Here is a 24,074-nt window from a genome sequence, read left to right on the forward strand (position 1 = left end):
GCATCCAGAATATGACCTGTCATATTCTGCCGCAAAGACCCCGCGGTCCGGTTTCCGTCTTTCTGCCGCATTGAATTTTCTGTCTCTTGAACCCTGTGACTTTCGCCCGACGATTATGTCACCCGGTCATTGACCGCACATGACCACGGCATTTCGAAACGTATCATCTGCCACGTTCAGGAACAGGCAGGCACTCTCATGATGGTGCCTGCCGACCTGTGCATCAGACGCGAAGGACGTGAACGTCCACGAGCGGACGCTTCTGAAGCTTGCGCCCCAGAGCGCGACGCAGCGCCGTCTTGGCAGCTTCCCGGAAGGAAACATCGTCCATGCGCAGCTCGTCCGGAATCTCGTCGATCGCGTTGGAAAACTCTTCCTGCACGCGGATGCTTTCCGGCTCGCCTGCTTCCAGCAGACCGGGCGCGCTGATCTTCGGCTCACCGATGACGTAACCTTCATCATCCACCGCGACACTGGCGATGATGATGCCATTGAACAGCATCTTGCGACGAGCGGACAGAACATCACCATCCATCGCCAGCAGACGATTGCCGTCCACAGCCAGACGTCCCGTCGGCGCTGTGTCCACCACCTGCACCGCACCGGGAGCGAGGTTCAGGATATCGCCGTCTTCCAGCAGGATGGAGGCGATGCCCTTCTCCTGAGCCAGTGCGGCATGGGCTGTCAGGTGACGCCATTCACCATGCGTCGGCACGGCATATTGCGGACGGATCAGGTCATACATCATCCGCACGTCATCAGCCGTGGCATGGCCGGAACAGTGGATCATGTACCCTTCCTTGTCCGTGATCACACGGACACCGTTACGGGTCAGATTGTCCTGCACCTGCATGATCGCGCGCTCGTTGCCGGGGATCATGCGGCTTGAATAGATGACCGTATCCCCTTCTCCGAGCGCCACGCTCTGATGCGTGTCCGAGGCGATCCGCGACAGCGCCGAGCGGGGCTCGCCCTGGCTGCCGGTGATGATCATGACGATCTTGTCGTCCTCGACATTGTTGATCTCATATTCCGGCAGGAACGGCAGCACGCCCGAGAGGTAGCCGCACTCACGCGCTGCCACATCGAGATTGCGCAGGGAGCGTCCGACCAGCACCACAACGCGACCGGCAGCCTGCGCCGCCATGGCGATGGTTTCCACACGGGCAACGTTGGACGCAAAACAGGTGACGGCGATGCGGCCCTTGAGCGTTCCCATCAGTTCCGTCAGGCCCTGACGCACTTCCGCTTCAGAACGCGAAGCTCCGGGTGTCATCACGTTGGTGCTGTCACACACCAGCGCCAGCACGCCTTCGTCGCCGATCTGCTTCAGACGCTCGATATCGGTCGGCGGCCCAACCAGCGGCGTCGGGTCGATCTTCCAATCACCGGTATGCACCACCACGCCCTGCGGCGTGCGGATGGCCATCGCCTGCGCTTCCGGCACTGAATGGGTCACCGGGATGAACTCGATGTCGAACGGGCCGACATTGAAGCGTCCACCGCAGGGGATCACATGGATCTTCACCTGCTGGTCGAGGCGCGCCTCACCGAGCTTGCGACGCAGAACTGTCGCAGCGAAAGGCGTCGCGTAGATCGGGCAGCCAAGGCGCGTCCAGAGATGCGCGACTGCGCCGATATGGTCTTCATGGGCGTGCGTGATGACCAGACCAGCCAGCTTGTCCCGACGTTCCATAATGTAGGTCGGATCCGGCACCAGAATTTCCGCTTCCGGCGTATCGTTGCCGGAGAACCCGATTCCGCAATCCACTGCGAGCCACGTCTCCCCCAACCTGTAAAGGTTGAGGTTCATACCGATCTCGCCCGTTCCGCCGAGTGGCAGAAAGGCCAGACCGCTATCCTTTTCTGTCATGTCGTATTGTTATCCTTCTTCCTGTGTACTGTCTGTGATGGTGTGTAATGGCGGCTCCGGGTTTCGTTCGAACAGGAACCGCAATCCGTTGATGGTCAATTCAGGGTCGATATGGTCGAAGACCTGTGTTCCTTCAGAAAAGAGCGGCGCGAGACCACCGGTCGCGAGCACCTTCATGGGTGCTCCGAATTCCCGTTTGATCCGCTCGACAAGCCCTTCGAGCAATCCGACATATCCCCAGAACACGCCTGACCGCATGGCCATGTTTGTGTTCTTGCCAATAACAAGGCCGCCTTCCGGGCGACCAATTCCAATCCGCGGCAGGCGCGCCGCGGCCATATGCAGGGCTTCAACCGAAAGGTTGATGCCGGGGGCAATGACGCCCCCAAGATAGGTTCCGTCTGCCGCCACGACGTCGAACGTGGTGGCTGTGCCAAAATCGATAACCACCAGAGGGCCGCCATAAAGCCGCTGGGCCGCAAGCCCGTTCAGGAGACGGTCAACACCCACTTCCGTCGGGTTGTCCAGAGCGATCTGAAAACCCCAGTCCAGACGCGGCGAGGCCACCAGAGGCTCGACATTGAAATACTGACGACAAAGCTGGCGAAGATGGTAGAAGGCAGCAGGCACAACCGTGCCAATAGCCGCACCGGTAATGTCTTCTGGCGCAATTCCCTCATTCTGCAGCAGTGTCAGCAGCCAGACGGCGTATTCATCGCTGGTGCGCTGCGTCTGCATGGAAATGCGCCACGTCCCACGCCATTTTTCTCCGTCATCGACAGCAAAAACAGCGTTGGTGTTGCCTGCGTCAATGACCAGCAGCACGACCGGTTTCCAGCGCGTTCACCTTGGGATCACCATAAAGCACTTCACCCGTAATCACTCTCTCGACCCTCCCATTACAGTCGAGGAGCAACTCACCATCCTCACCAATCCCTGCAAATCTACCTTCAGAATAGTGTCCGCCGCCGTTTACTACAAGGGGCGCTCCCAAAGGCAGCGATCGGTCAAGCCATGCGCGCCTTATTGCAGCAAAGCCCCCATCCCTGAAAACCTGCCGCCAATGCGTCAGAGCAGCGAGCACACGCTCCGCGACAGCACGTGGCTGACAGGAGGCTGTCCATTCCGCCAGACAGGCCAGTTTCCGGCCGGGAATAGCAGGAGAGGCCACAAGATTGGCCCCGAAACCAATGACCAGCCAGGGATCGCCACCCCCTCCGGCTTCAACAAGAATACCGCCCATCTTGCGACCATCGAGCACGATGTCATTCGGCCATTTGATCCGCAGCCGGGAGCTTGTCCGCCCCGCAGCAACGCCATCATGAAACGCCAGAGCTGCTATAAACGCCCATGCACCGGGCTGTTTTCGTTCGGTTTCATCGGGTCGCAAAAGCACTGAAAGAGCCAGACTGTCGCCGGGGTCGGACCAGAGACGCCCGCGACTACCGCGCGGGCTGGTCTGATGAAAGGCTAGAGCAGCGAAACCATCTGCCTCACCTGCCTCCGCTTTTTCAAGACAGAGGTCAGATGTGGAAGGCAGTTGATCGAAGCATGAAAGACGCCAGCCAGCGGGCTGATCCGGGACGTGACCCTGCGGCGCGACCGGCTCAGCCAATGAGAGCCTGCGCCGCAGCCTGAGCAGCTTCACTGATCGGACCCAGACCAATCAGGAACAGCACCGTCGCCAGTCCCATCGCGATGGACACGAACGACACAGACGGAGCCGGACGATCAAACGCCGGAGCCGCTGGATCAAAATATGCCACTTTCACGATGCGCAGGTAATAGAACGCACCGACCACAGCCGAGACCACACCAATGGCGATCAGCGGATACAGACCCGCATTCCAGGCAGCGGCGAACACCATGAATTTACCGAAGAACCCGGCCAGTGGCGGCACGCCGATCATGCTGAACATGCAGACCGCCAGCACCAGAGCCAGTCCCGGATTGGTGCGACCGAGCCCGGCGATGTCGGAGATTTCCGTGACCTCACGTCCCTTGCGACGCATGGCGGTGATCACGCCAAACGTGCCTGCGTTCATGATCAGATAGGTCGTTAGATAGACCAGTGTGCCGGTCGTGCCTGCCGGAGAAGCAGCGGCAAGGCCCATCATCGCGTAACCCATATGACCGATTGAGGAATAGGCCATCAGACGCTTGATGTTACGCTGGGGAATAGCGGCAAAGGAACCGAACAGCATGGACAGAGCTGCAATCACCTCGATCAGCAGCTGCCAGCGCGGCGACATCGCACCAAATGGACCGGCCATCACGCGCAGGATCAGAGCGAAAGCTGCGAATTTCGGCGCGCCGGCCATATAGGCTGTTACCGGTGTTGGCGCACCCTGATAAACATCCGGCGTCCACATGTGGAACGGCACAGCCGACAGTTTGAACGCCAGTCCGACGAGAACGAACACCATGCCAATGACAAGGCCAATCGGAAGGATACCGGCACCGTTGATCTCGGCCGCGATGGGGGCGTATTCCATCGTACCCGCATAGCCATAGACCAGCGACACGCCATAGAGCAGCAGGCCAGACGCCAGCGAGCCAAGGATGAAGTATTTCAGACCGGCTTCAGCAGACCCCAGACGATCCCGCTCCATGGCGCACAGCACATAGATGGCCAGAGAGGACAGCTCCAGCCCGACAAACAAGGTCATCAGGTTGGCGGACGACGCCATGACCATTGCGCCGAGCGTCGAGAACAGGACGAGAATGGGCATTTCGAACGGCAGTTCGCGGTGCTCGTTGGTGTAGCCCACCGAAAGCGCAATCGCGACTACGCCACCGACAATAGCCAGCAGCTTGATGAAGCGGGCGAACGCATCGACCACGAACAGCCCGTCATACCCCACGCCACCCTGTGACGTCGCCACAAAGAAGCCCGTGACCACGAACGCCGCGATACTCAGCGTCGCCGACGGCAGGAAGGCATGGCCCTTCTTCGTGAGCACGCCCACCGATAGGATAAGGAGACCGCTGACTGCCAGAACGATTTCCGGCAACGCAATAACCCAGTTCATCGTCCATTCTCCCCGGCGATGACGTGCAGGATTTCAGAAAAGCCGCTCATTGGAAAAACACCACAGTGGTGACGAACACAACGAGCCCGACGAGCATGGTGAACGCATAGATCGCGATGGACCCCGTCTGCGTGCGGGTAGCAGTGACCGCCGTGCCGCGTGTCGCCTCGGCAAGACCGACGGGGATCTTCTCGATCACACCCTCGTCCACGCCATGCCACAGGGCACGGGCAATGGCGCGATAAGGCTTCACGAAGATCACGTCATACAGCTCGTCGAAATACCATTTGTTGAGCAGGAACTGATAAACCGGACGGAAAGACGTGGCGATCTGTCCCGGCAGCTCCGGCTTGGCGATATAGAGAACATAGGCCAGCGCGATCCCCAGCAGACCAACAATGCTCGGCATCAGGCCGATCAGTGTCGGAACATCCTCAAGCGAGGCCATAACCGTGTTACCCGGCGCATTGAAGATCGCCCCGCCCCAGAAGCCTTCCTGCTTGCCGCCGATATAAAGCGGAGCCAGCACTGCACCAGCGACCAGAGCACCGACCGACAGGATCAGCACCGGACCCAGCATGACAGCCGGGCTTTCATGCGCGTGATCGAACGCATGCTGGTCACGGGGCTTCCCGTGGAACACGAGGAAAATCAGACGCCAGCTATACAGCGCCGTAATGAAGGCCGTGACCGTGCCGAGGATCCAGCCATAGGTCCCCATACCGGAGTGGGAGACCCATGCCGCGTTCAGGATGGCGTCCTTTGACCAGTAACCGGCGAAGGGGAACACGCCCGCCAGCGCCAGACTTCCAATCCACATCATGGCGTAGGTCACCGGAATCTTCTTCCACAGACCGCCCATGCGGAACATGTCCTGCTCGTCATGCATGGCGTGGATCACGCAGCCTGCGCCAAGGAACAGCATCGCCTTGAAGAAAGCGTGGGTCGTCAGGTGGAACACAGCCGCCTGATAAGCCCCGACACCAATGGCCATGAACATGTAGCCAAGCTGCGAGCAGGTGGAATAGGCAATCGTGCGCTTGATATCCGGCTGCACCAGACCAACGGTTGCAGCGAAGAAGCAGGTCGTCGCCCCGATCAGCACGATGAAGATGCGTGTGTCAGGTGCGAACTCGACCAGCGGTGACATGCGCGCCATCAGGAAAACACCCGCCGTGACCATTGTGGCGGCGTGAATGAGCGCTGAAACCGGCGTCGGGCCTTCCATCGCGTCCGGCAGCCAGGTGTGCAGGAACAGCTGCGCCGACTTGCCCATCGCGCCGATGAACAGCAGCGTGGCGATCACCTCAAGCACGGAATGGGTCGAACCGAACAGGTAATAACCCGTCTGAACGTGATCCGGGACTGTGGCGAAGATGTCGTCATACTGAACCGTGCCGAACACCACGAAGATCAGGCCGATGCCGACAAGGAAGAACAGATCGGCAATACGGTTGACCACGAAAGCCTTGATCGCGGCGGCGCAGGCGCTGGGCTTCTGATACCAGTAGCCAATCAACAGATAACTCGCGAGACCGACGCCTTCCCAGCCGAAGAAGAGCTGGATCAGGTCATTGGATGTGACCAGCATCAGCATGGCGAAGGTAAACAGCGAGAGATACGAGAAGAACCGGTAACGCGGCATCGTATCGTGCGCCATGTAGCCAATGCTGTAGATATGCACGAGCGTCGAGACAGTCAGCACCATCGCCACCATGGTGGCCGACAGCGTATCGAACCGCAGCGCCCAGTTTACATGGAAGGAACCGGCATCGACCCAGTGCGCCAGCAGGGCCACGCTCGGCATACCGCCGCCCATGAAGCCGCCCATCAGCGCGCCATAACTGCACAGTGTAGCGATGAGCATGCACAAGACCGTCACAGCCTGCGCCGCACCGTCACCGGTGCGACGTCCGAACAGTCCCGCAATAGCCGAGCCGCACAGTGGAGCCAGCGTTGCGACCGAAAAGAGGATGAGTGCTGCCTGCATGATGCTCAGCCCTTCATCGTCGCAACGTCCTCGACCTGAATCGAGCCACGGTTGCGGAAATAGACAGTGAGGATAGCCAGACCGATGGCAGCTTCAGCAGCCGCGATGGTCAGCACGAACAGCGTCAGAACCTGCCCCGAGAAATCACCCAGAACAGAGGAGAACGCCACCAGATTGAGGTTGGCGGCCAGCAGGATCAGCTCCATCGACATCATGATGATGATGATGTTCTTCCGGTTCAGGAAGATCCCGAACACGCCGAGCACCAGCAGCGCCGCGCTGACCGTCAGGTAGGGACCAAGCCCGATCTGGGCGATTGCCGTGTTCATTCTGCGTCTCCTTCACCCGGCTCGCGCTTTTCTGCGGCAGGGACTCCGTAAGAGCCCGGAACGGCTGTCACGTAATAGGAATCGTTGGGGCGGATAAAGCCGCCGTTGGCATCCGTGCCCTGCCCCAGCGGCACGTTCATCATCTCGAGCGTGTCGGCGCGCTTGCGCTCATGCTGACGGGAGATGATCTGACGACGGCCCATCGGACGGTCACGCAAGGTCAGGGTAATCGCGCCGATCATGGCGACGAGCAGCACGAGACCGCAGAGCTGGAACAGCAGGATGTAGTGTGTGTAGATCAGGTTACCGAGCGCGCCGGTGTTGGTCGCGGCCCCTCCGGGCTGGCCGAGGCCACCCGTGATCGGTGCGGGCATGACCGGGGACATGCCCCAGTGAACACCCGCCATCACCAGCTCAACGAACAGGATACAGCCGACGACACCGCCGATCGGTGCGTAACGCTGTAGGCCTTCCCGCATCTTGGTGAAGTCGATGTCGAGCATCATCACCACGAACAGGAACAGCACGGCGACCGCACCGACATAGACGATCACCAGGATCATCGCGAGGAATTCAGCCCCGGCAACAAGAAACAGACCCGCCGCGTTGAAGAACGCAAGGATCAGGAACAGAACCGAATGGACCGGATTGCGTGCGCTGATCACCATGGCGGCGGAACCGACCAGAATGGTGGCGAACACATAAAAGACGAGCTGGACCATCAGACACAGCCTCCCCTGAAACAGGCGGCGGACACGGCTACGGACATAGCGTAGGGCCGATCAGCGATAAGGCGCATCAAGCTCGAGCCTCCGTGCCAGCACGCTCTCCCAGCGGTCGCCGTTCGAGAGCAGCTTTTCCTTGTTGTACATAAGCTCTTCACGGGTTTCCGTGGCGAACTCGTAGTTCGGACCTTCGACAATCGCATCCACCGGGCAGGCTTCCTCGCACAGGCCGCAATAGATGCACTTCGTCATGTCGATGTCGTAGCGCGTGGTGCGGCGGGAGCCATCGTCACGCGGCTCGGCCTCAATCACGATCGCTTCCGCCGGGCAGGTCGCCTCGCACAGTTTGCAGGCAATGCAGCGTTCCTCGCCGTTCGGATAACGACGCAGCGCGTGCTCACCACGGAAACGCGGGGAAAGCGGCCCTTTTTCATAAGGATAGTTGATGGTGACTTTCGGCTTGAACATTGTCTTGAATGTCGAGGCCATGCCGGAGATGATCTCCGTCAGCAGAAAAGCCTTCAGCGCACGATCCATGCCAGCCATCAGCTTACTCCCTGCGGCAGAAGACCCGTTGCAAGCAGGAACCCAGCGGTCGCAATCATCCAGAGCAGCGAGAACGGCAGGAACACTTTCCAGCCAAGCCGCATGAGCTGGTCATAACGGAAACGGGGGAACGTTGCGCGGGTCCAGATAAAGACGAAAAGACAGAACAGGATCTTGGCAATCAGCCAGAGCGGGCCCGGAATCCATGTCAGCGGCGCGATGCCGAGCGGCGGCAGCCAGCCACCGAGGAACAGGATGCTGACCATGCCGGACATGAGAATCATGTTGGCATATTCGCCAAGAAAGAAGAGACCGAAGGAGAGCGAGGAATATTCGACGAAGAAGCCCGCTACCAGCTCACTCTCGCCTTCCGGAAGATCGAATGGTGCGCGGTTCGTCTCGGCCAGAGCCGAGATAAAGAACAGGATGAACATCGGGAACATCGGCACGCAGAACCAGACATGACGCTGCGCCAGCACGATGTCGTTCAGGTTCAGGCTTCCCACCGCCAGCAGCACGGAGACAATCACCAGACCGATGGAAACCTCGTAGGACACCATCTGGGCGGCGGATCGCAGGCTGCCGAGGAAGGCGTATTTGGAGTTCGACGCCCAGCCCGCGATGAGCATGCCGTAAACACCAAGCGAAGAGATCGCCAGCAGGTAGAGGATACCCACATTGATGTTGGCGACCGCCAGTCCGTTGCCCGTGGGGATGACTGCCCATGCTGTCATGGCCAGTGAGAAAGTCAGGAACGGTGCGAACAAGAACAGAAAACGGTTGGCCCCGGCAGGGATGATCGTTTCCTTGGTGATCATCTTGATCGCGTCGGCGAAAGCCTGAAGCAGACCGAAGATGCCGTTCACGTTCGGACCACGACGCAACTGCATCGCCGCCATCACCTTACGTTCCATAAGCGTAAGGTAAGCCACGGCGATCAGCAGCGGCACGAGAACCGCCAGCGTCTCCAGCACCATCAGAATGAGCTGGCCAGCAAGCGTATGGAAGAAAAAGTCAGCCACGTTCCTACTCCGCCGCTACAGCCACACTCGGCGCGTAGACTTCCGCGCACTCGACCATGGTCGGACTGGACCGGCTGATCGGGTTTGTCAGGTAATAACTCCGGGAGGACGCCAGCAGCGGCTTGGCCTGAATGGCGTCGACGCCCGGCTCGTCCGCCGTTTCACCTGCTGCCGAGGACACGCCAAGTTGAAGTCGCTCACGCAGCGCTTCGATCGTGTCGTAAGGCAGCTTCGCGCCCAGCACTTCCGAGGCGGCGCGGATGATCTTCCAGTCTTCCTTCGCCTCGCCCGGCGGGAAAACTGCCTGGAAACTGCGCTGGATGCGGCCTTCCGTGTTGACCCATGTGCCCGATTTCTCGGTGTAGGCCGAACCCGGCAGGATCACGTCGGCACGGGCCGCTCCCGCATCGCCGTGATGGCCCTGATAGATCACAAATGTTTCGGGGCTGATGGCGTTCACGGAGAACTCGTCCGCTCCCAGCAGCCACAGCACATCCACGCCACTGCTCAGCATCCCGCGCAGGCTGCGGCCACCGTTCCGTGGCACAAAGCCCAAGTCGAGCGCCGCAACGCGTGAGGCCGCCGTGTGCAGGATGTTCAGGCCGTTCCAGCCCTCCGTCAGCGCGCCGACCGATTCCGCCAGAGCGCGACAGGCTTTCAGAATTGCGTCAGAATCCTCGCGGGTCAGCGCTTCCTGACCAACGATGATCATCGGCTTCTTGGCGGCCTTAAGCTTTTCGACAAACTCGACTGTGCCGCTCAACAGACCGTTCACCGAGACCGGGTTGCTGCCCAGATCCTCGTAAGCCCATGTAGGGTCGGAAGTCAGCGTGCCGATGACACCAATCGGCAGACCGCCACGTCCCAGCGATAGATAGCGCTTGCGGATACGGGCGTTCAGAACCGGGGCATCCAGACGCGGATTGGCTCCGACCACGAGGATCGCGTCCGCCTCGTCAATGCCGACGATACCGCTGGCGAATGTATAGCGCGAACGATCCGACAGATCGTATTTCGCGCCATCCTGACGACAGTCGAGATTGAGCGAACCGAGCGACCACATCAGGTCACGCAGCGCCATGATGCTCTCGGCGTCACACAGATCGCCGACAATCGCGCCAATCCGGCTGCCCTGCACGCCTTCAAGCCGCTTGGCGATGGCGACAAAAGCATCCTGCCAGCTTGCCGGATGCAGCTTGCCATGCACCCGCACCCACGGACGATCGAGGCGACGACGCTTCAGCCCATCGACGGAGAAACGGCCCTTGTCGGACAGCCATTCCTCATTCACCTCGTCATTCACGCGGGGAACGATGCGTTTCACCTCGCCGCCACGCGCCTGGATCTGGATGTTAGTGCCGACCGCATCCATCACGTCGATGGCGTCGGTCTTCCGCAGTTCCCACGGACGAGCCTGAAAGGCGGACGGCTTGGAGGTCAGCGCGCCGACCGGGCAGATATCGATCAGATTACCGGACAGTTCCGACGTCAGCGCTTTCTCGACATAGGTGGTGATCTCAAGGTTCTCACCACGCGAGATACCACCCAGTTCCGGCGTGCCCGCCACTTCCGCGCTGAAACGGACACAGCGCGTGCACTGGATGCAGCGCGTCATCACCGTCTTTACCAGCGGACCAAGGTTCTTGTCGGTAACGGCGCGCTTTTCCTCGTGATAACGGGAAATGCCGCTGCCATAACCGTAAGCCTGATCCTGCAGATCACACTCACCGCCCTGATCGCAGATCGGGCAGTCGAGCGGATGGTTGATGAGCAGGAACTCCATCACCGCACGACGCGCCTTGCGGACCGTTTCCGTGTCCGTGAAGATCTGCATTCCCTCGTTTACGGGGAAACCACACGAGGCGACCGGCTTCGGAGCGCGTGCGACCTCAACGAGGCACATGCGGCAGTTACCCGCGACAGACAGGCGTTCATGATAGCAGAAGCGAGGAATTTCCTTACCCGCCGCCTCACACGCCTGAAGTGCTGAGGAACCGGGAGCGACATCGACAGGCGTGCCGTCAACAATGACTCTGACCATCAGCCTTACTCCGCCGCAATCGCTGCTGCGGGCGTTCCCGCAGGCACCTGCACCTGCTGGGAGCCGCCATGCCGCCGCTTGTAGTCGCGAATACGTTCTTCCATGACCGGGCGGAAATGCCGGATCAGCCCCTGAATAGGCCAGGCCGCCGCATCGCCGAGCGCACAGATTGTGTGACCCTCGACCTGCCGGGTGACCTGCTCCAGCATGTCGATTTCCTCGATTTCGGCACGTCCTTCGACCATGCGGTTCATGACGCGCATCATCCAGCCGGTGCCTTCACGGCATGGCGTGCACTGACCGCAGCTTTCATGTTTGAAGAACTGTGAGAACCGGGCGATCGCCTTGATGATGTCGGTGGACTTGTCCATGACAATCATGCAGCCCGTGCCGAGGCCGGACCGCTCCGCCCGCAGGCTGTCATAGTCCATCAGCACCGTCTCGCAGATATCCTTCGGCAGCAGCGGCACCGAGCAGCCGCCCGGAATGACCGCCAGCAGATTGTCCCAGCCGCCACGAACACCGCCACCGTGCTTCTCGATGATTTCCTTCATCGGAACACCGAGCTCTTCTTCGAACACGCACGGTGTATTCACATGGCCGGAAATGGCCATCAGCTTGGTGCCAGCATTGTTCGGACGACCAAGGCCGGAGAACCATGCCGCCCCGCGTCGCAGGATTGTGGACGCCGACGCGATCGACTCAACATTGTTCACCGTCGTCGGGCAGCCATACAGACCCGCGCCAGCCGGGAATGGCGGCTTCATGCGCGGCTGCCCCTTCTTGCCTTCGAGGCTTTCCAGCAGAGCCGTTTCCTCGCCGCAGATGTAAGCGCCTGCTCCGCGATGCAGATAGAAGTCGAAATCCCAGCCCGTGCCTGCGGCGTTCTTGCCGAGTAGCCCGGCTTCGTACGCTTCATCGATGGCGATCTGGAGATGGCGGGCCTCGTTATAGAACTCGCCGCGCACGTAAATGTAGGACGCATGCGCCCCCATCGCGAAAGAGGCGATCAGTGCGCTCTCGATCAGCTTGTGCGGCTCATGACGCAGGATCTCACGATCCTTGCAGGTACCCGGCTCGGACTCGTCGCCATTGATGACGAGGTAACGCGGCGCTGGTCCATCACCTTTCGGCATGAAGGACCACTTCACACCGGTCGGGAAGCCTGCCCCACCACGACCGCGCAGGGCGGACGCCTTCATCTCGCTGACGATCCAGTCCCGCCCCTTGTCGGTGATCGCCTTCGTATCATTCCAGTCACCACGGGCGCGGGCACCAGCCAGTCGCCAATCATTCTGACCATACAGGTTGGTGTAGATCCGGTCCTTATCGCTCAGCATCGTCGCAGATCTCCCTCAACCCTGACCGGAACCGGTCTCTTCGAGCAGCACCCGACGGCCACCCTCCGGTTCCGCACCATGACGCCCGTTGGTCGGACCGGGCTCCGGATACTCTCCACGCTTCAGCGCCTCGATCAGCGCTTCCGTGCGCGGGCCGTCGAGATCTTCGAAAAAGTCATTATCCACCTGAAGGATCGGCGCATTGGAGCACGCCCCAAGGCACTCGACCTCACTCAGTGTGAACAGGCCGTCCTCGCTGGTCTCGCCAACATTGTGGATGCCGGCCGCCTTCTTGCAGGCGGACAGCACATCATCGGAGCCACGCAGCCAGCAGGATGTCGTCGTGCAGACCTGAAGGTGATACTTCCCGATCGGCTTGGTGTTGAACATGAAGTAGAAGGTCGCGACCTCGTAGATACGGATCGGAGCGACTTCCAGCCTTTCAGCCACAGCATCCATCGCCACGGTCGGCACCCAGGCACTGCCTGTCTGACGCTTCATCTGATTCTGCGCGACATAGAGCAGCGGCAGGGCCCCACTCGCCTTCCGCTCCGGCGGATACTTGGCGAGGATCGTCGCGATTTCGCCTTCGCTGATCTCATCAAATTCGAAGTGATCAGGCTGCACGTTTGAAACAGTGCTCATCGGTCCACCTCACCAAAGACGAGATCCAGCGAGCCTATGATCGCCACGGCGTCAGCCAGCATGCCTCGTCGAGAGAGTTCATCAATCGCCTGCAGATGCGCGAAACCGGTCGGCCTGATCTTGCAGCGATACGGACGGTTGCTGCCGTCAGCCACGAGATAGACGCCGAATTCACCTTTCGGCGTCTCAACCGCCGTGTAGGTCGCACCCGGCGGCACATGATAGCTCTCGGTAAACAGCTTAAAGTGATGGATCAGTGCTTCCATCGACCGCTTCATCTCGGCACGTGGTGGCGGCGAGAATTTGGGGTCCTGCACCTTGATCGCACCAGGTTTGATCTGTGCCAGACTCTGCTTGATAATCTTCACGCTCTCGCGCATTTCGGCCACGCGGACGAGATAGCGATCATAACAATCGCCATGCCGTGCCACGGGAATTTCGAAATCGACCTTGTCGTAATTGTCATACGGCTGCGAGCGACGCAGATCCCACGGCACGCCAGAGCCACGCAGACACGGCCCGCTCCAGCCCCAGGCAAGCGCCTGTTCGCTGGTGAACACGCCGATACCCACCGTGCGCTGTTTCCAGATACGGTTTTCCGTCAACAAGCTTTCGAGATCATCGATCCAGGCCGGGAACTCTTCGGCCCATGCCGCGATTTTCTCTTCCATCCCGGCAGGCATGTCGCGTGCGACACCGCCTGGACGGAAGTAATTGGCATGGAAACGCGCGCCGGAAACCGCCTCATGAAACTCAAGCAGCTTTTCGCGCTCTTCATATCCCCAGAGAGCCGGTGTCACTGCGCCGCAGTCCAGCCCCATCGCCGTGAGGTTAAGGATATGATTTAGAACGCGGGTGATTTCTGCAAAGATCACCCGGATCCACTTGGCGCGATCCGGCGCTTCAATGCCCAGAAGCTTCTCGGTCGCCAGCGCGAAAGCGTGTTCCTCGCACATCGGCGACGCGTAATCGAGCCGATCAAAATACGGCAGCGCCTTGGGATAGGTCTTGTATTCGATCAGCTTTTCCGTGCCGCGATGCAGCAGACCGATATGCGGCACGGCACGCGCCACAACCTCGCCTTCCATTTCCAACACAAGACGCAAAACGCCGTGGGCTGACGGATGCTGCGGACCGAAATTCAGCGCGTGACTGTCAATTTCGACAGTCCGACGCTCCACTTCCTCCTCAGCTACCGGCTCCGGCAGCAGGGTCTCAGGCAGCGGACCTTCACCCAGACTGTCATGCAGACCGAGAAGGTTTACGTCCTGTTTCAGGGCCTCTGTCATGCTCCGGCTCCTGTCACTGTATCTTTTTCATGATCTGGCGCAGCTCATGCGCCCGCTCGTCACCCGGCAGCGTCAGAACGCCCTCCCAAGGAGACACAAAGTCGAAATCACGGAAATCCTGCGTCAATGTCACTGGCTCGCGCACGATCTGACGACGCTCCGGATCGTAGCGAACCTCCGTGTAACCGGTCAGAGGGAAGTCCTTGCGGAGAGGATGCCCCTCAAATCCGTAGTCGCTGAGGATGCGGCGGAGGTCCGGCTGACCTGAGAACAGAACGCCATACATGTCGTAACACTCGCGCTCCCACCATGTGGCGCAGGGCCAGATCTGATGCACGGAAGCGACTGGCGTCAGCTCATCCGTCGTCACGATCACCCTGACACGCTGGTTCAGGCTTACGGACAGAAGATTGTAGACCACATCGAACCGTTCGGGACGTTGAGGGAAATCAACCCCACACAGATCCATGAGCTGTTCGAACCGAAACCGCGGGTCATCACGCAGAAGCATCATCAGCGGGATCAGACGATCACGATCCGCCCGCACCACAAGCTCCCCGCCCTCAATGGCAGCGGACGAGATACCCGGCAGTGACGTGGAAAGCGTAAAGGCGAGAAAAGAGAGGCAGGAATTGCCTCTGGCGACGGGTGCAGTGGATTGATCAGCCACGGAGAATCGTCCCTGTCCGACGGATTTTCTTTTGCAGCAGCATGATGCCGTAAATCAGCGCTTCGGCGGTCGGCGGACAGCCCGGCACATAGACATCAACCGGCACGACACGGTCACAGCCACGCACAACCGAATAGGAATAATGATAGTAGCCACCGCCATTCGCGCAGGAGCCCATTGAGATCACCCAGCGCGGTTCAGCCATCTGGTCGTAAACACGGCGCAGGGCCGGAGCCATCTTGTTGGTGAGCGTTCCGGCGACGATCATCACATCGGACTGACGCGGCGAACCACGCGGGATGATGCCCATCCGGTCGAGATCGTAACGCGGCATATAGGCATGAATCATTTCAACAGCGCAGCAGGCGAGACCGAATGTCATCGGCCAGAGACTGCCTGTGCGTCCCCAGTTCACGAGCTTGTCGAGACTGGCGACCACAAAGCCTTTTTCACTGATCTCGCCCGTGATGCCACGAACGATAGCGTCCTGTTCCGGCCCCGCCGGCACCGCATCACGGTTCCAGACGATATTGGCGTCCGAACCCACAGCATTATCACCGCTCATTGCGTGTTCTCCACCCTTACTGCCGTTGCAGTCACGTCCGTCAGCACCACGGATCAATCCCAGTCCAGCGCACCCTTGCGCCATTCATAGAGGAAGCCGATCCCCAGCACGCCAAGGAACCCCATCATCGACAGGAAGCCATAGAAGCCTATCCGTGACAGGCTCACTGCCCACGGGAACAGAAAGGCCACCTCAAGGTCGAAGATGATGAACAGGATCGAAACGAGATAGAAACGGACATCAAAACGACGCCGCGCATCGTCGAATGCCTCAAAACCGCACTCATAGGCTGTCAGTTTTTCCGCATAGGGCTTCTGATGCCCACACACGAGGGACGCGCCGAGCATGGCTCCCGCGATCACCACGGCGAGAATGCCGAAGATGAGAACCGGAAGATAATCGTTGATCACCGACGGCATCGCGCCCTCCGTAATGATTTTCCGGATCCGTGCCGTTACGCCCGAACCGAGAGATAATGCGGCCAAACTATGCCCGGAATGTTCCTGTGGCCACCCTCATACCGGCGCGACTCAGAAACTTTCCCGTGAGGAGTTCAGTATATTGAACAGGATTCATCGAAATGAATTTCATGTCGCAGACGCCTTATCCGGACAGCATACCTTCTGCTGACAAACGTTTCCGAAGCATATCTATATACAAACCAATATAGATATACGCGTCAAACGCATAGCCAGACATTCGCTGACCGCATGACAACAGCCGCAAGGGAATGACAGGCAAGGACCAGCCACACATTACGCGATTAAATTGTAAGGAAAATGGTGGGCGATGACGGGATCGAACCGCCGACCCTCTCGGTGTAAACGAGATGCTCTACCGCTAAGCTAATCGCCCGCCGCATTGGATAGACAAAACCCGGCGATCAATCAAGCCCCGATATGCAGGAATATTGAAAAAGCCCACATAAAAAAACAGGCAAGACGGTGAAAACCATCTTGCCTGTCTGCAAAGCACTCAGTGATGCAGTGTCTTAGCTGACTGCGTCCTTGAGGGTCTTGCCGGGCTTGAAACGTACAGACGTTGAAGCCGGAATGTCGATTTCTTCGCCTGTGCGCGGGTTACGACCCTTGGTGGCCTTACGGTGAGCCGTAACGAACGAGCCGAACCCGACGAGACGGACTTCCTGTCCACCCTTCAGAGCCTTCTCGATGGCTGAGAACACAGCGTCAACCACTTCGCCAGCCTTCGCCTTGGGCAGGTCTACATCATCTGCAACAACCGAGACGAGTTCCTGCTTGTTAAGCGGCTTGTCCATACATACGCCTTTCTATGTTCAAGTCTCCCGTACGGCTCGGTGCCGCCAGAGACATTCCGCGGCGCACTATGAAGCCGTTTTCGGCCACGTCAACAGCCAGTGACGGCGGCAGGGGCGCAAAAATCGCCTCCCCTGCCTTTTCGTCACATCTGTCAGTGAGCGACCGCGATGGTTGTTCCCGAAGCCGCAATCGGCGCAACCAGATCGCTTTCGTCTTCCCATTCAATCGGCTGCGGGACCCTGACAAGGGCGCGGCCAATCACCTCATCCACATGGGAAACAGGGATCAGTTCCAGATTCTTCTTCACAGTTTCTGGAAGTTCCGCAATGTCCTTCTCATTGTCCTTGGGCAGGAAGACTGTCTTGATACCGGCCCGCAGGGCCGCAAGCAGCTTCTCCTTCAGACCTCCGATCGCGAGCACACGGCCACGCAGGGTGATCTCACCCGTCATCGCCACGTCACGCCGAACAGGAATGCCTGTCAGAACGCTGACAAGCGACGTCGCCATGGCGATACCAGCCGATGGACCGTCCTTCGGAGTCGCCCCTTCGGGCACGTGAACATGGATGTCACGCTTCTCGAAGAGTGTTGGTTTGATCCCGAAATAGGGCGCTCTGCTCCGCACGTAGGACAGTGCTGCGGACACACTTTCCTGCATGACATCGCCGAGTTTGCCAGTCTGCTTGATGTTGCCCTTACCCGGCACCATCACGCTTTCAATCGTCAGGATCTCACCGCCGACTTCCGTCCATGCCAGACCTGTCACCATACCGACCATATCGGTGGCTTCGGTCTCGCCATGCGAGAAACGGCGCACACCAGCGAACTTCCCAAGATTCTTCTCGGTGATGGCCACCTTCTTCGCCTTGCCGGTGACAATCTCCTTCACGACCTTTCGGGCCAGATTGGCGATCTCACGCTCAAGATTACGAACACCTGCCTCACGGGTATAGAAGCGGATAAGGTCCATCAACGCCGCATCGGAAATCGACCATTCCTCAGGCTTGAGGTTATGCGCCTCACCCTGCTTGGCGATCAGATGCCGCTTGGCGATGTTGAGCTTTTCCTCTTCCGTGTAACCGGACAGACGGATGATCTCCATACGATCCAGCAGAGGCTGGGGCATGTTGAGGCTGTTTGCCGTTGTGACGAACATCACATCCGACAGGTCGTAATCGACCTCCAGATAATGATCCGAGAAGGTGCTGTTCTGTTCCGGATCCAGCACTTCAAGCAGCGCTGAAGCCGGATCGCCACGCCAGTCGACGCCAAGCTTGTCGATCTCATCAAGCAGGAAGAGCGGATTGGAGACCTTCGCCTTCTTCATGCCCTGAATGATCTTGCCTGGCATTGCGCCGATATAGGTCCGGCGATGGCCGCGAATCTCGGACTCGTCGCGCACGCCACCGAGCGACATGCGGACATAATGCCGTCCCGTGGCCTTGGCGATGGCGCGCGCCAGCGTGGTCTTGCCAACGCCCGGAGGCCCGACAAGGCACAGGATCGGTCCCTTCACCTTCTTTGAACGGCTCTGGACTGCGAGATACTCAAGGATACGCTCCTTGACCTTCTCCAGCGCGTAATGATCCTCGTCGAGCACCTTTTCGGCCGCATCAAGGTCGTTCTTTACCTTGGTGGTCTTTTTCCAAGGCACGCCCAGCAGCCAGTCGAGATAGTTGCGCACAACCGTCGATTCGGCGGACATGGGGCTCATGCCGCGCAGCTTCTTCAGCTCGCCAACGGCCTTTTCCCGCGCTTCCTTGCTCAGCTTGGTCTTGACGATCTTTTCTTCGATTTCGGCGGTTTCATCCTTGCCGTCCTCGCCCTCGCCAAGCTCCTTCTGAATCGCCTTGAGTTGCTCGTTCAGATAGTACTCGCGCTGCGTCTTCTCCATCTGCCGCTTCACGCGGTTACGGATGCGCTTCTCGACCTGCAGAACACCAATCTCGGCTTCCATGTGAGCCAGAATCTTCTCAAGCTGCTTCGTCACGGACGGCAGTTCGAGAATTTCCTGCTTCTCGGAAATTTTCAGGCTGAGATGGCTGGCAATCGTGTCGGCAAGCTTGGACAGATCACTGATCTGGTTCAGCGACACCAGCACTTCTGCGGCGATCTTCTTGTTGAGCTTTACATACTGCTCGAACTGTCCGACCACGGCGCGCGCCAGCGCTTCCGCTTCTTCCGTCTCAACCGGCGCATCCGTCACGAATTCGACATCGGCTTCGAAATGCCCGTCAATATCGTGAAGCGCGACCACACGGGCACGCTGGTTCCCCTCGACCAGCACTTTCACCGTGCCGTCTGGCAGTTTCAAAAGCTGCAGAATGGTTGAGGTCGTGCCGAAACGGTAAATGTCGTCCGGGCCCGGATCATCCACCGTCGCCTCTTTCTGCGCGACCAGAAGGATTTTCTTGTCATCCTTGGTGACGGATTCAAGCGCCTTCACAGATTTCTCGCGGCCAACAAACAGCGGCACGATCATGTGAGGGAACACAACGATGTCACGCAGCGGCAGAACCGCCACACGCTCTGTCGTCGGAGCGGCAACCTTTTTCGTTGCGGTCTTCTTTGCCGGCACAGTTGTCGTATCGGCAGTCTTGGTGCGCTTGCGGCGCGGCGTCGGTGTTTTGGTTTTTTCTGTCATGATGCCGATCTCCTGAATGGACGATCCAGCGATGCGCGCCCATTCAATGGCACACACATCACCCATCCGCCCCGGCAACGGGTGGATTTCTCCGGATAGCGCCTTAAGGCACCCATTCCGGAGCGGTCGTTTCTTATGATGAATATCGGAATGATTTTCGGCACTATCAAGAGCCGGTCGCATGAATCAGGTGGCACCGCTCAAACGGAGCCACCTGCATGTCATGGTTTCGTGCGAAAGCGGTCAGGCTGACTGCTCCGCTGGTTTTTCCTTGGCCTTCCCGTAAACAAAGACCGGTGAGGCTTTTCCTTCAGCCACATCCTTGTTCACGACAACCTCGTCCACGTTTTCGAGACCGGGAAGCTCGAACATGGTTGTCAGCAGAATGCTTTCCATGATCGAGCGCAGCCCACGGGCACCGGTTTTCCGTTCAATCGCCCGATGAGCGATCGCCTTGAGCGCATCTTCCGTGAAGGTCAGCTTCACGTCTTCCATCTGGAACAGCTTGGCGTACTGCTTGACCAGCGCGTTCTTCGGCTCGGACAGAATCTGCACCAACGCTGTCTCGTCGAGATCACCCAACGTAGCAACGACAGGCAGACGACCAATGAATTCGGGGATCAGACCAAACTTGATCAGATCTTCCGGCTCGACGCCTTTCAGAATCTCACCTGTCCGACGATCTTCCGGAGCCTGAACGTCTGCTCCAAAGCCGATACCCGAACCCTTACCGCGTGCCGAAATGACTTTTTCCAGCCCGGCGAACGCGCCACCGCAGATGAAGAGCATGTTGGTCGTATCGACCTGCAGGAACTCCTGCTGTGGATGCTTGCGTCCACCCTGTGGCGGAACGGAAGCAACCGTGCCTTCCATCAGCTTCAGAAGCGCCTGCTGGACACCTTCACCACTGACATCACGCGTGATGGACGGGTTGTCCGACTTGCGAGAAATCTTGTCGATTTCATCGATATAGACGATGCCGCGCTGTGCCCGTTCGACATTGTAATCGGCAGCCTGCAACAGCTTGAGAATGATGTTCTCGACATCCTCACCGACATAGCCCGCCTCGGTCAGAGTCGTGGCATCTGCCATCGTGAACGGCACGTCGATAATGCGGGCGAGGGTCTGCGCAAGCAGTGTCTTACCCGAACCGGTCGGACCGATCAGAAGGATGTTCGACTTCGAGATTTCGACATCATTGTTCTTCTGGGCGTAGGCGAGGCGCTTGTAGTGGTTGTGCACCGCTACCGAGAGCACCTTTTTCGCTTCGAACTGACCGATGACATAATCGTCGAGAATCTTGCAGATCTCTTTCGGTGTCGGCACGCCATCACGAGACTTCACCAGAGTCGTCTTGTGCTCTTCACGGATGATATCCATGCAGAGCTCAACGCACTCATCACAGATGAACACCGTCGGTCCCGCAATCAGCTTGCGGACTTCATGCTGTGACTTTCCGCAGAACGAGCAATACAGCGTGTTCTTGGAATCGCCGGACTTTGCGTTCATCTGCAGTCCCCTAATCTTGGCTCCATCCGGAGCCGCCCGGTCATATTACCGGGCAAAGCGAAAATCGTAACCGGACCAGCAAGACGCATCAAGTGATAGTCAGGCATGACGTTGTCTGAAGGCTCAGGCCTTCTCGCCGGACTGGGCCGGATGTTTCTTGATAACTTCATCCACAATCCCGAAGGCTTTCGCCTCATCGGCGGACATGTAGCTGTCGCGCTCAAGCTTCTGCTCGATATCTTCAAGCGTCTGACCTGTATGTTCGCGATAAATCTCGTTGAGACGCTGGCGAATCGTGAGGATCTCACGCGCCTGAATCTCGATATCGCTGGCCTGCCCCTGCGCACCGCCTGAAGGCTGATGCACCATCACGCGGGCGTTGGGCAGAGCGAAGCGCTTCCCCTCGGCGCCACCAGCCAGAAGCAGCGAGCCCATGGAAGCTGCCTGACCGATACAGACAGTGCTTACCGGACTGCGGATATACTGCATGGTGTCATAGATCGCGAGACCAGCAGAAACCACACCACCCGGGCTATTGATATAAAAGGAGATTTCCTTGTTCGGATTCACGCTCTCCAGATAGAGAAGCTGCGCCGATATAACGGAAGCCACCTGATCGTAAACCGGCCCGGTCAGGAAGATGATCCGCTCCTGCAGAAGACGCGAATAGATATCGAACGCGCGCTCCCCGCGGGAAGTCTGCTCGACCACCATCGGCACAAGAGCGTTGTTAAAAATCTCTACGGGGTTCGAATCCCTCATCACATCATTCCCGACTTGTATGCCGCTACGCCGTGTATCCTGCCCCGTCCCCTGCCCGCCGGACAGGATAGGTTCAACCCAGACAGAACGCCCGGTCTGCTTAAGATAGAGATAATCAGACCCAGCGCCACCCCATAGGGTGAAAATCCTGCATTTCCGACCCGCTCATCGCAGCAGGCCACATAGACAAACGGCACTTCCCTCCCGAAAAAGAAGAAAGTGCCGCATTATCGCTTACTGTAAAAACAGTGAGACTATCAGACGTTGGCCGCTGGCATGTCAGCCAGCTCTTCCGGCGTCACGTCCTTGTCTTCAACCTTCGCCAGCTCGGTGATGTAGTCGATTACCTTGTTTTCGAAGATCGGGCCACGAAGGGACTCGGCAGCCTGCGGGTTCTTCATGAAGAAGTCGAACACAGCCTGTTCCTGACCACGGTAGCGCATGGCTTCCGCACGGATGGCGCGGGCCATCTCATCCTGTGTGACCGTGATACCCTTCGCACGACCGATCTCGGCGAGCAACAGGCCCAGCTTCACGCGGCGCTCGGCGATCTTGCGATAATCGGCCTTGAGCGTCTCTTCGTCCTTGCCCTGATCTTCTTCATCCAGCTCGCCGGATTTGCGATCAGCTTCAACGCGCGCCCAAATCTGCTCGAACTCGGCCTCAACCATGCTTTCCGGAGCCGGGAAGTCGGTCTTCTCGGCAAGCTTGTCCAGCAGGTCACGCTTCAGACGCAGACGAGAAAGCTGCTCATACTCGTCCTCAACCTGCTTCGTGATGACTTCACGAATCTTGTCGAGGTTCTCGAAGCCGATCTTCTTGGCGAGATCGTCGTTGACCTCAACCTCGACCGGCTTCTTCAGCTCTTTCGCCTTGATGTCGAAGGTTGCGACCTGACCGGCCAGTTCCTTCGCGCCGTATTCCTCAGGGAAGGTCACCGTGATGATCTTCTCTTCGCCCGGCTTCATGCCTTCGAGCTGCTCGGCGAAACCGGGGATAAACCCTTCTCCACCGATCTCGACGCTTACGTCTTCAGCCGTGCCGCCCTCGAAAGGAACACCATCACGCTTACCAACAAAATCGACGACCAGAGCGTCGCCCTGAGCAGCAGGACGATCTTCTTCAACGACCACGAAATCGCGCTGGCGCTTCGCAATGTCGTTCAAGGCCTTGTCCACTGTCGCTGCATCAGGCGTTGCCTTCAGGCGAACCAGAGACACGTCGGACAGGTCCGGCTCCTTGATTTCAGGGAGAACTTCCGTCTCGACCTTCAGCTCAAGATCATCCTTGCCGTCGCCACCGGACACAACGTCCACCTTGGGCTGCTGCGCCGGACGCAGGTTACGTTCCTCAAAGAGGTTACGCAGCGCGTCATTGACAGCCTGCTCCAGCACTTCACCCTTTACGGATGCGCCGAAACGCTGACGGATCACGGACAGCGGCACCTTGCCCGGACGGAAACCGGGAAGATTGGCGGACGCGCCGACTTCCTTGAGGCGCGCCTCTTCCTTCTTCTCGAGTTCGGCCGACGGAACGACCACGGTGAAGGCGTGCTTCAGGCCCTCGGAAAGCGTCTCAGTAACCTGCATATGCCCAGGCCATCCTCTCGTGCGAACTCTTCAATACACAGCGGTCTTCACCGACCGCCAAAACTCTTCCGGCAGAATAATTATGGGATGCAAACCCAGCCGCTGTCGCAGTGACAGGGCTGGTACGGGTGGAGGGACTTGAACCCCCACGACTCTCGTCACCAGAACCTAAATCTGGCGTGTCTACCAATTCCACCACACCCGCGTGGCCTATCAGCGCAACCCA

The 24,074-nt window shown here is 58.8% G+C and carries 21 protein-coding genes and 2 tRNA genes; all 23 read right to left on the minus strand.

All coding sequences use genetic code 11. The annotated features are described in order from the left end of the window. Positions 1-223: 223 nt before the first annotated feature. A complete protein-coding gene (locus tag B3759_RS08740) occupies positions 224-1,873 on the minus strand; it encodes a ribonuclease J (RefSeq protein ID WP_291365573.1) in 1,650 nt (549 codons plus the stop codon). A 9-nt stretch (positions 1,874-1,882) separates the two neighbouring features. Continuing rightward, positions 1,883-2,698: a type III pantothenate kinase gene (locus B3759_RS08745; RefSeq protein ID WP_010667116.1), complete on the minus strand. Its 816-nt coding sequence runs from the start codon at positions 2,696-2,698 to the stop codon at positions 1,883-1,885. Beyond that, the gene (locus tag B3759_RS08750; RefSeq protein WP_291365574.1) at positions 2,682-3,488 is read right to left on the minus strand and encodes a biotin--[acetyl-CoA-carboxylase] ligase; all 807 of its coding nucleotides are present in this window, start codon (positions 3,486-3,488) and stop codon (positions 2,682-2,684) included. The genes B3759_RS08745 and B3759_RS08750 overlap by 17 nt, the downstream gene beginning before the upstream one ends. Then, on the minus strand, positions 3,481-4,905 hold the full coding sequence (gene nuoN, locus B3759_RS08755) for an NADH-quinone oxidoreductase subunit NuoN (protein WP_291365575.1): 1,425 nt from the start codon (positions 4,903-4,905) through the stop codon (positions 3,481-3,483). The genes B3759_RS08750 and nuoN overlap by 8 nt, the downstream gene beginning before the upstream one ends. Positions 4,906-4,951: 46 nt before the next feature. Beyond that, the gene (nuoL, locus tag B3759_RS08760) at positions 4,952-6,895 is read right to left on the minus strand and encodes an NADH-quinone oxidoreductase subunit L (RefSeq protein WP_291365576.1); all 1,944 of its coding nucleotides are present in this window, start codon (positions 6,893-6,895) and stop codon (positions 4,952-4,954) included. Between the two features lie 5 nt (positions 6,896-6,900). Next, positions 6,901-7,224, minus strand: a complete 324-nt coding sequence (gene nuoK / locus B3759_RS08765) for an NADH-quinone oxidoreductase subunit NuoK (protein ID WP_010667120.1) — start codon at positions 7,222-7,224, stop codon at positions 6,901-6,903. After that, positions 7,221-7,946 carry an NADH-quinone oxidoreductase subunit J gene (locus B3759_RS08770; protein ID WP_099347277.1) on the minus strand — a complete coding sequence of 242 codons (726 nt, stop codon included), beginning with the start codon at positions 7,944-7,946 and terminating at the stop codon, positions 7,221-7,223. Before B3759_RS08770 ends, nuoK begins: the two co-directional genes overlap by 4 nt. Before the next feature lie 60 nt (positions 7,947-8,006). Next, the gene (gene nuoI / locus B3759_RS08775) at positions 8,007-8,495 is read right to left on the minus strand and encodes an NADH-quinone oxidoreductase subunit NuoI (RefSeq protein WP_010667122.1); all 489 of its coding nucleotides are present in this window, start codon (positions 8,493-8,495) and stop codon (positions 8,007-8,009) included. After that, positions 8,495-9,517, minus strand: coding sequence for an NADH-quinone oxidoreductase subunit NuoH (nuoH, locus tag B3759_RS08780; RefSeq protein ID WP_010667123.1), 1,023 nt, complete (start codon positions 9,515-9,517; stop codon positions 8,495-8,497). The genes nuoI and nuoH overlap by 1 nt, the downstream gene beginning before the upstream one ends. Before the next feature lie 4 nt (positions 9,518-9,521). Continuing rightward, positions 9,522-11,558 (minus strand): NADH-quinone oxidoreductase subunit NuoG, encoded by a 2,037-nt coding sequence (gene nuoG, locus B3759_RS08785; protein ID WP_291365577.1) that lies wholly within the window; start codon positions 11,556-11,558, stop codon positions 9,522-9,524. 5 nt (positions 11,559-11,563) lie between these two features. Then, positions 11,564-12,898, minus strand: coding sequence for an NADH-quinone oxidoreductase subunit NuoF (gene nuoF, locus B3759_RS08790; RefSeq protein ID WP_291365578.1), 1,335 nt, complete (start codon positions 12,896-12,898; stop codon positions 11,564-11,566). A 15-nt stretch (positions 12,899-12,913) separates the two neighbouring features. Beyond that, complete coding sequence (locus tag B3759_RS08795) at positions 12,914-13,543, minus strand: complex I 24 kDa subunit family protein (protein WP_099347275.1); 630 nt, start codon at positions 13,541-13,543, stop codon at positions 12,914-12,916. After that, positions 13,540-14,832: an NADH-quinone oxidoreductase subunit D gene (locus B3759_RS08800; protein WP_291365579.1), complete on the minus strand. Its 1,293-nt coding sequence runs from the start codon at positions 14,830-14,832 to the stop codon at positions 13,540-13,542. Before B3759_RS08800 ends, B3759_RS08795 begins: the two co-directional genes overlap by 4 nt. Positions 14,833-14,845: 13 nt before the next feature. Then, on the minus strand, positions 14,846-15,502 hold the full coding sequence (locus B3759_RS08805) for an NADH-quinone oxidoreductase subunit C (protein WP_099347274.1): 657 nt from the start codon (positions 15,500-15,502) through the stop codon (positions 14,846-14,848). Beyond that, complete coding sequence (locus tag B3759_RS08810; RefSeq protein ID WP_010668904.1) at positions 15,495-16,067, minus strand: NuoB/complex I 20 kDa subunit family protein; 573 nt, start codon at positions 16,065-16,067, stop codon at positions 15,495-15,497. Before B3759_RS08810 ends, B3759_RS08805 begins: the two co-directional genes overlap by 8 nt. Before the next feature lie 53 nt (positions 16,068-16,120). After that, the gene (locus tag B3759_RS08815) at positions 16,121-16,486 is read right to left on the minus strand and encodes an NADH-quinone oxidoreductase subunit A (RefSeq protein WP_010668905.1); all 366 of its coding nucleotides are present in this window, start codon (positions 16,484-16,486) and stop codon (positions 16,121-16,123) included. 361 nt (positions 16,487-16,847) lie between these two features. Next, positions 16,848-16,922 (minus strand) — tRNA-Val (locus tag B3759_RS08820). A 136-nt stretch (positions 16,923-17,058) separates the two neighbouring features. After that, positions 17,059-17,343 carry an HU family DNA-binding protein gene (locus B3759_RS08825; RefSeq protein WP_010668906.1) on the minus strand — a complete coding sequence of 95 codons (285 nt, stop codon included), beginning with the start codon at positions 17,341-17,343 and terminating at the stop codon, positions 17,059-17,061. 152 nt (positions 17,344-17,495) lie between these two features. Continuing rightward, a complete protein-coding gene (lon, locus tag B3759_RS08830) occupies positions 17,496-19,988 on the minus strand; it encodes an endopeptidase La (protein ID WP_291365580.1) in 2,493 nt (830 codons plus the stop codon). Positions 19,989-20,231: 243 nt separating this feature from the next. Further along, the gene (gene clpX, locus B3759_RS08835; protein WP_018308322.1) at positions 20,232-21,497 is read right to left on the minus strand and encodes an ATP-dependent Clp protease ATP-binding subunit ClpX; all 1,266 of its coding nucleotides are present in this window, start codon (positions 21,495-21,497) and stop codon (positions 20,232-20,234) included. Positions 21,498-21,620: 123 nt separating this feature from the next. Beyond that, complete coding sequence (gene clpP, locus B3759_RS08840; RefSeq protein ID WP_010666849.1) at positions 21,621-22,259, minus strand: ATP-dependent Clp endopeptidase proteolytic subunit ClpP; 639 nt, start codon at positions 22,257-22,259, stop codon at positions 21,621-21,623. A gap of 257 nt (positions 22,260-22,516) precedes the next feature. Beyond that, positions 22,517-23,848 carry a trigger factor gene (gene tig, locus B3759_RS08845; RefSeq protein ID WP_291365581.1) on the minus strand — a complete coding sequence of 444 codons (1,332 nt, stop codon included), beginning with the start codon at positions 23,846-23,848 and terminating at the stop codon, positions 22,517-22,519. Between the two features lie 120 nt (positions 23,849-23,968). Then, a tRNA-Leu gene (locus tag B3759_RS08850) sits at positions 23,969-24,053 on the minus strand. Positions 24,054-24,074 lie beyond the last annotated feature (21 nt).

The organism is Acetobacter sp. UBA5411 (genome assembly GCF_002409645.1).
Classification (GTDB): domain Bacteria; phylum Pseudomonadota; class Alphaproteobacteria; order Acetobacterales; family Acetobacteraceae; genus Acetobacter.

Excerpts from the sequence above, each read along its gene's own strand:
- B3759_RS08740 (WP_291365573.1), bottom strand. The coding sequence starts at position 1,873 with ATGACAGAAAAGGATAGCGGTCTGGCCTTTCTGCCACTCGGCGGAACG.
- nuoN (WP_291365575.1), bottom strand. The coding sequence starts at position 4,905 with ATGAACTGGGTTATTGCGTTGCCGGAAATCGTTCTGGCAGTCAGCGGT.
- nuoL (WP_291365576.1), bottom strand. The coding sequence starts at position 6,895 with ATGCAGGCAGCACTCATCCTCTTTTCGGTCGCAACGCTGGCTCCACTG.
- nuoK (WP_010667120.1), bottom strand. The coding sequence starts at position 7,224 with ATGAACACGGCAATCGCCCAGATCGGGCTTGGTCCCTACCTGACGGTC.
- B3759_RS08770 (WP_099347277.1), bottom strand. The coding sequence starts at position 7,946 with ATGGTCCAGCTCGTCTTTTATGTGTTCGCCACCATTCTGGTCGGTTCC.
- nuoI (WP_010667122.1), bottom strand. The coding sequence starts at position 8,495 with ATGGCTGGCATGGATCGTGCGCTGAAGGCTTTTCTGCTGACGGAGATC.
- nuoG (WP_291365577.1), bottom strand. The coding sequence starts at position 11,558 with ATGGTCAGAGTCATTGTTGACGGCACGCCTGTCGATGTCGCTCCCGGT.
- nuoF (WP_291365578.1), bottom strand. The coding sequence starts at position 12,898 with ATGCTGAGCGATAAGGACCGGATCTACACCAACCTGTATGGTCAGAAT.
- B3759_RS08795 (WP_099347275.1), bottom strand. The coding sequence starts at position 13,543 with ATGAGCACTGTTTCAAACGTGCAGCCTGATCACTTCGAATTTGATGAG.
- B3759_RS08800 (WP_291365579.1), bottom strand. The coding sequence starts at position 14,832 with ATGACAGAGGCCCTGAAACAGGACGTAAACCTTCTCGGTCTGCATGAC.
- B3759_RS08810 (WP_010668904.1), bottom strand. The coding sequence starts at position 16,067 with ATGAGCGGTGATAATGCTGTGGGTTCGGACGCCAATATCGTCTGGAAC.
- B3759_RS08815 (WP_010668905.1), bottom strand. The coding sequence starts at position 16,486 with ATGCCGTCGGTGATCAACGATTATCTTCCGGTTCTCATCTTCGGCATT.
- B3759_RS08825 (WP_010668906.1), bottom strand. The coding sequence starts at position 17,343 with ATGGACAAGCCGCTTAACAAGCAGGAACTCGTCTCGGTTGTTGCAGAT.
- lon (WP_291365580.1), bottom strand. The coding sequence starts at position 19,988 with ATGACAGAAAAAACCAAAACACCGACGCCGCGCCGCAAGCGCACCAAG.
- clpX (WP_018308322.1), bottom strand. The coding sequence starts at position 21,497 with ATGAACGCAAAGTCCGGCGATTCCAAGAACACGCTGTATTGCTCGTTC.
- clpP (WP_010666849.1), bottom strand. The coding sequence starts at position 22,259 with ATGAGGGATTCGAACCCCGTAGAGATTTTTAACAACGCTCTTGTGCCG.
- tig (WP_291365581.1), bottom strand. The coding sequence starts at position 23,848 with ATGCAGGTTACTGAGACGCTTTCCGAGGGCCTGAAGCACGCCTTCACC.